At 57.2% G+C, this 6,274-nt stretch carries 4 protein-coding genes; 3 read left to right on the top strand and 1 reads right to left on the bottom strand.

Annotated elements, in window-relative coordinates; translation table 11 throughout:
• Positions 1-1,213 precede the first annotated feature (1,213 nt).
• Together AC3WWR_RS30615 and AC3WWR_RS30610 are read left to right on the top strand one after the other, a co-directional pair.
• Positions 1,214-1,477 carry a hypothetical protein gene (locus tag AC3WWR_RS30615; RefSeq protein WP_020801156.1) on the top strand — a complete coding sequence of 88 codons (264 nt, stop codon included), beginning with the start codon at positions 1,214-1,216 and terminating at the stop codon, positions 1,475-1,477.
• 664 nt (positions 1,478-2,141) lie between these two features.
• The gene (locus AC3WWR_RS30610; protein WP_168757531.1) at positions 2,142-2,933 is read left to right on the top strand and encodes a CPBP family intramembrane glutamic endopeptidase; all 792 of its coding nucleotides are present in this window, start codon (positions 2,142-2,144) and stop codon (positions 2,931-2,933) included.
• Positions 2,934-2,976: 43 nt separating this feature from the next.
• On the opposite strand, the gene AC3WWR_RS30605 is transcribed toward AC3WWR_RS30610, so the two are convergent.
• Complete coding sequence (locus AC3WWR_RS30605) at positions 2,977-3,912, bottom strand: KpsF/GutQ family sugar-phosphate isomerase (protein WP_151141177.1); 936 nt, start codon at positions 3,910-3,912, stop codon at positions 2,977-2,979.
• A gap of 652 nt (positions 3,913-4,564) precedes the next feature.
• On the opposite strand from AC3WWR_RS30605, the gene AC3WWR_RS30600 reads away from it, so the two are divergent.
• The gene (locus AC3WWR_RS30600) at positions 4,565-6,130 is read left to right on the top strand and encodes a methyl-accepting chemotaxis protein (RefSeq protein ID WP_020798776.1); all 1,566 of its coding nucleotides are present in this window, start codon (positions 4,565-4,567) and stop codon (positions 6,128-6,130) included.
• Positions 6,131-6,274: the final 144 nt, after the last annotated feature.

The raw sequence follows: 6,274 nt of genomic DNA, 5'->3' as shown, positions 1-6,274 counted from the left end.
TCAACAGTCAGAATCGAGCCTTGTCCCTCCTCCTCCCTTCAAGTCCTACCATACAAGCGAGCCTGCTCGCGAAGGCGTCCTGACAGCCAACCCATCTCCCGCGGCCATACCCGATCAACTGTGGGAGCGGGCTTGCTTGCGAAGGCGTCCTGACAGCCAACCTGTGGCTTGTTGACCGCGTACATATCCATTCCTGCGGTAACGGCCACTTATGGTTTCGCTTTTACAGCGAGTCACTTGGAAGAGCCCCAAGTAACCAAGGGCTCTTGCCCCTGGCGTTCGGTGCCTCGCTAATGCTCGGCATGCCCTCGTTCCGGTCCTGCTCCGTGGGTCGCCGCGATCGGCCATCCTTGGCCCAGCGCGGCTAAACCGGCATCCTTGCCGGTTTACCCACTGCGCAGAACCTCCACTCGGCCTCTCGACGGGGCAAGAAAATCAAAAGCCAGATCACAATCAAAAGCGAGGCGGCCGACCGGCCGGCCTGATCGGAAGCCATACACATACCCCCTGTGCTGGTTTGTCAGCGATGACGGCCCGACGCCAACCCATCACTTCCGAATACACCCAAATCCACTGTAGGAGCTGGCTTGTCGGGCCGCCGCATCGCAGCGATGGCGGCCTAATAGCCAACCTGGATTTTGTTGACCGCGTACATATCCATTCCTGCGGTAACGGCGCCTAATGGTTTCGCCCTTACGGCGAGTCACTTGGAAGAGCCCCAAGTAACCAAGGGCTCTTGCCCCTGGCGTTCGGTGCCTCGCTAATGCTCGGCATGCCCTCGCTCCGGTCCTGCTCCGTGGGCCCGCCGCGATGGGCCATCCTTGGCCCAGCGCGGCTAAACCGGCATCCATGCCGGTTTACCCACTGCGCAGAACCTCCACTCGGCCTCTCGAGGGGGCAAGAAAATCAAAAGCCAGATCACAATCAAAAGCGAGGCGGCCGACCGGCCGGCCTGATCGGAAGCCATACGCATCCCCCCCCGCAGGAGCCAGGCTTGCCGGCGAATGCGTACTCACAACCAATGACCGCCTTACAGGTGACACACGAAAAAAGCACCTGCCTGGCTACCTGGAAAGCTTTATAACTGAACCCAAAACAATATTTCGTGGCCCTGCCCCAACCCATAAGCTCAAGAAATGCAAACCCCTGCCGATAATCAGGGCAATACGCTGTGGTAGGGTATTTTAGAAATGTGTCGTTATGGGTTTAGCGTATGAAAGAGATTTATCTATTGATCGAGCACGGCATCGATCAAGGCGAAGTGTATGTTCTTGGTTGGTTCGATGATGAGAAAAGGGCGAAGGAAGTCGCCGAGGAAAAAGAGTGGGAGGCGTATCGCGAAGCCTTGAAAACAGGACACGCCTGGTCGAATCACAAGCCGTTGGCGCCGGATCAAACGGAGTACCGTCGATTCTGGATCAAAGAGGTTTCCAAGTTTGATCGCGTCCCCGTCCCAAGGTCCTCGGCCGTTCATTGAGCCTCGCGCACGTGCTGACGCATCCCAGCAGCATCTGCGATTTGCTTTCCGATAGCCCGCCGTCGCAGCCTGGCCGAGCGGCCACCGGACAACCTGATGTCGAATGCACGCGGCTCCCTGTAGGAGCCAGCGGTGCGGAGATCTGACTTGCCGGCGAAACCTCCCGAAAGTCCAACGCACCGCTCAAGCCCGCCATCGCCGGCGCGACAGCCCTATGTCACCCACACTTTATGCGCTGGCCGTTTAGCCCATACTCTCTGAAGGGAACAGCATTACCCACAAAATGCTGACTTTGTGGGGGACCACATCCCTGTGCTCAATACTCGCGTTATAGAAATGACCGGTACTACGTCAAACCGCAACTAATACTCAGTATCACCTTCGATCTTGAAATGCATGACCCACCCCCTTATCGAAGTAACCAGGGCCATCAGAGGCATCAACATCAACAACGTCACAGCGATCACGGGCCAACTTGTCATATGCTTCCCCTTTTTCCAGCAGGATTCGGCAACGCGCCCTTAAACGAACTTCAGGCACCTTTAAACATAGTCACGCACTCTGTTTTACGCACTAAGACACAGCATCACAATTGCAGAAGCACGGCCATATCTGCCTAAATGCCCCACATTAAAGCGAGCTCACCCGAAACAAGGAAACGTTCATGCTCGTCATGCCCTGGCCATACCTGACACTCCTCTCTGCCGGCTATGTCCTGGCCCTCACCTATGGGCAAATTACCGCCCAGGCGAGCATCGCCATCATCCTGTTGCTGCTCACCGGTTTCGCCGCCCAGCAACAACACGCCCGCTACGTCCGCTATCTTGGTCATGCCGTATTCATCCTCCTGGCCCTCACCCTCGCTCTGCATTGGTGGCCGGGGTTTCAAAACGCCAGGATGATCGATCAGGAGCGCTTCACCGAGAACGCCGTGCCGTTCTCGATGTATCTCAACCTGGATAAACCGCTGATAGGCTTCTGGCTGTTACTCGTGTGCCCATGGATCATCGGCCGCCACTCATTTATGCAAGCGATAAAAGCAGGCGCCCTGACCCTCACCCTAACGGCACTCGTTACGCTCGGGGGAGCATCGCTGCTGGGAATCGTAGAATGGTCGCCGAAATGGCCGCCGCAGGCATGGCTGTGGATAAACAACAACCTGCTACTGGTGACGCTAGTAGAAGAAGCGCTATTTCGCGGCTACATACAAGGTGGCTTGAGCCGGCGCCTCCAACACCTGCACTACGGCGAACACCTTGCCCTGTTAATCGCTTCTCTATTATTCGGGCTGGCGCACTGGGGGGCCGGTTGGGAGTGGGTAATGTTGGCGACCTTGGCAGGCGCTTGTTATGGGCTCGCATATCGATTTGGCGGATTGGCAGCCGCCATGGCTACTCACTTTGGTTTGAATCTACTGCATTTTGTATTGTTCACTTACCCGATGCTGACCAACTGACCGATTACCTGAACGACAAAAGCCAACGCTAATGTCATCCGTTTCAGTCAAAAATCTCGACAATGCCAACCACTTCACCGCTATCGTCATCCATAACCGGCAAAGCCCGAATTTTGTGATCCAACATGTAAGCCTCGGCCTCGGACAATTGTGCAGACGCTTTCACTGTGTGCGGACTTAAGGTTAGGAACGAGTCGACGGTTTCGTTGACAACCCCTGGATTGCCCAGCAACGCACGACGTAGATCGCCATCGGTGACGATGCCGATGAGTTTTTCGTCCTCCATCACCAGGGCGAGCCCCAGGCGGCTTGATGTCATAACGAGCAGGCAGTTGTGGAATGAAGTGTTGCGGGTCACTTTAGGGGTATTGGTGTGCATCACGTCACTGACGCGCGTCAGGAGTTTGCGACCAAGGCTGCCACCAGGGTGGTAGCGAGCGAAGTCCATTGGCTTGAAGTCGAGCGCAGCGATCAGCGCGACAGCAAGCGCATCACCCATGGCCATGGTCGCGAGCGTTGAAGTCGTCGGAGCGAGGTTGTTGGGACACACCTCACGCTCGACGGATATATCTAGCCAGATGTCGGCATGCCGAGCTAGGGTGGATTCGCCGTCACCGGTCATGGCAATAATTTTGTTGCCGAATGACTTCAAGCTCGGGATCAACTTAACGACTTCTTCGGTTTCGCCACTGTAAGAAATCAGGATAAGCACATCGCTCGGCTTGAGCATGCCAAGATCACCATGAAAGGCTTCAGCCGGATGCAGAAAAAGACTTGGCGTACCCGTAGAGGCGAAAGTAGCGACCATTTTCTGACCGATAAGTCCGGATTTACCCATGCCGCAGACTGCCGCGCGGCCCTTGCAATCAAGGATGAGCTCCACTGCACGCTGAAACTGAGTGTCGAGGCGTGTTGCGAGTTGGCTGATGGCTTGCGACTGTGCGTTGAGTGCATCTTTAGCAATTGGAAGGTGATTCATGGGAAAGCCAAGGATCCTTGGTTAGGTGGTAAGCTTAAATAGATGTAAGCGAAGCATCCAACGCCGAGTTCTGTAAAGTGCCCAGCCGAAGTACGACATCGGTCAATTTTGTTTTGACCACCTGGGAAATGCCATACAAATTACTTCTTAGCAGCAAAGCTATCTTCATCGTCGAGTCGACCTGCAATGGGCGCCGCCTTAGGTAAAGGTCGTCGCAATCTCATGTCTTTCCATTGCGTATTTCTCGGGCGTACACTGGAAACCGTCAGACCGCCGGTCAAAAGATAAGCCGCCAGTGCTGCGGGCTGTATTTTCGGTAATCTGATAAAAATGGCATCTCAGACTTTATGAGATATGTATTCACGCTTTTCATGCTGGACCTTTACGCCAAGGTCTCTTGAATGGCGTCCGATGGATGGTGGATTCACTGTTACGGCAAATGGACTACGCACCACTCCACTAAAGCGCCAGCGCCGGGGGCGCAAAATCATACGCTGAGCGCCCCCCGAGGGAAACCCTTACAAACCGTTACATTGCGACCCGTCGTCGTATTCCCCGCCTTGATCCACGCCTCTCGCTCGGCAAAAAAATAAATTCAATAAAACCGCTGCAGGGCCGACACCCTGTCAAAGCCTTGCGGATTAAACAAGCCATGCGTAATAACCAGCCCATTACACAACGCGAACGGACCTTTCCGGCTCAGCAACGGTTGATTTCCACCACCGATGCCAAGGGCATGATCACCTACTGCAACGACGATTTTGTCGAGATCAGCGGGTTTTCCCGTGAGGAATTGATCCGTGCGCCGCACAACCTGGTGCGTCACCCCGACGTTCCCGCGGCGGTCTTCGCGCACATGTGGGGCACACTCAAACAAGGCTTGCCATGGATGGGCATTGTCAAGAATCGCTGCAAGAGCGGTGACCACTACTGGGTTAACGCCTATGTGACGCCGATCTTCGAAGGCAATCAGGTGATCGGTTACGAGTCGGTGCGGGTCAAGCCCACCGCCGAACAGATTCGCCGCGCCGAAGCGCTCTACCAACGCATCAACCAGGGCAAGTCGGCCGTTCCTTCTTCGGATAAATGGATGCCGGTCCTGCAGGACTGGTTGCCGTTCATTCTGGTCAGCCAGTTGAGCTTCATGATCGGTGCGACCTTGAACTCGCAGTGGGGCTTTGCCCTGGCGGCCGCTCTTTCGGTGCCACTGGGCCTTTTGGGCCTGGGCTGGCAGCAACGCGGCATCAAGCGTTTGCTGCGCCTGGCCGAGCAGACCACGTCCGACCCGCTGATCGCGCAGATGTACACCGACAGCCGCGGTGCCCAGGCACGCCTGGAAATGTCGATCCTCAGCCAGGAAGCCCGCCTGAAAACGTGCCTGACCCGACTACAGGACACCGCCGAGCACCTGACCGACCAGGCGAAGCAATCCGACGCCCTGGCGCACAACAGCTCCACCGGCCTGGAACGCCAACGCGTCGAGACCGAACAGGTGGCCACCGCCGTCAACCAGATGGCTGCCACCACCCAGGAAGTCGCCAGCCATGTACAGCGCACCGCCGACGCCACCCAGGAGGCCAACCGCCTGACTGGTCGAGGCCGCGACATCGCCGGGGAAACCCGCGAAGCCATTCAGCGCCTCTCGGTGGTGGTGGGCGAAACCGGCCTGACCGTGACCCAGCTGGCCAAGGACAGCAACGAAATCGGCGGCGTGGTCGATGTGATCAAAGGCATCGCCGACCAGACCAACCTGTTGGCACTGAACGCGGCCATCGAAGCGGCGCGCGCCGGCGAGATGGGGCGTGGCTTTGCGGTAGTGGCCGACGAAGTTCGCCAACTGGCCCAACGCACCAGCGAATCCACCGGGCAGATCCACGCCCTGATCGCCAAGCTCCAGCAAACCGCGGGCACCGCGGTGCAGACCATGGAAGCCGGGCATCGCCAGGCCGAAGAAGGTGTGGCACGAGTGTTGGAAGCGGACCAGGCCCTGGTGGGGATCAGCGAAGCGGTGGCCAACATCACCGACATGACCACCCAGATCGCCGCCGCGACCGAAGAGCAAAGCGCCGTGGCCGAAGAAATCAGCCGCAACATCAGCAACATCTCGGCACTGGCGGACCAGACCTCGGAACAGGCGCAGAACTCGGCATTGCTGAGCGAAGAGCTGACCAAGACCGCGAATACCCAGTACTCGTTGGTGGAGCGGTTTAACCGCTGACCTGCCCCTCCCTCCCACGGGCAGCAAAAAGCGGAACGCGGAGCGTCCCTGGATGCATTCCCACGCGGAGCGTCACTAGTGTCCGGTAAAAACCGAAGGGGGAGCTTGCTCCCCCTTGCTGTTGGCGGCCGTCAGTCATAATCG

It is taken from the genome of Pseudomonas sp. EB271-G4-1 (assembly GCF_058791355.1).
Note: the sequence above shows the minus strand (reverse complement) of the source record. Positions and strands in the feature narration are given on the sequence as shown.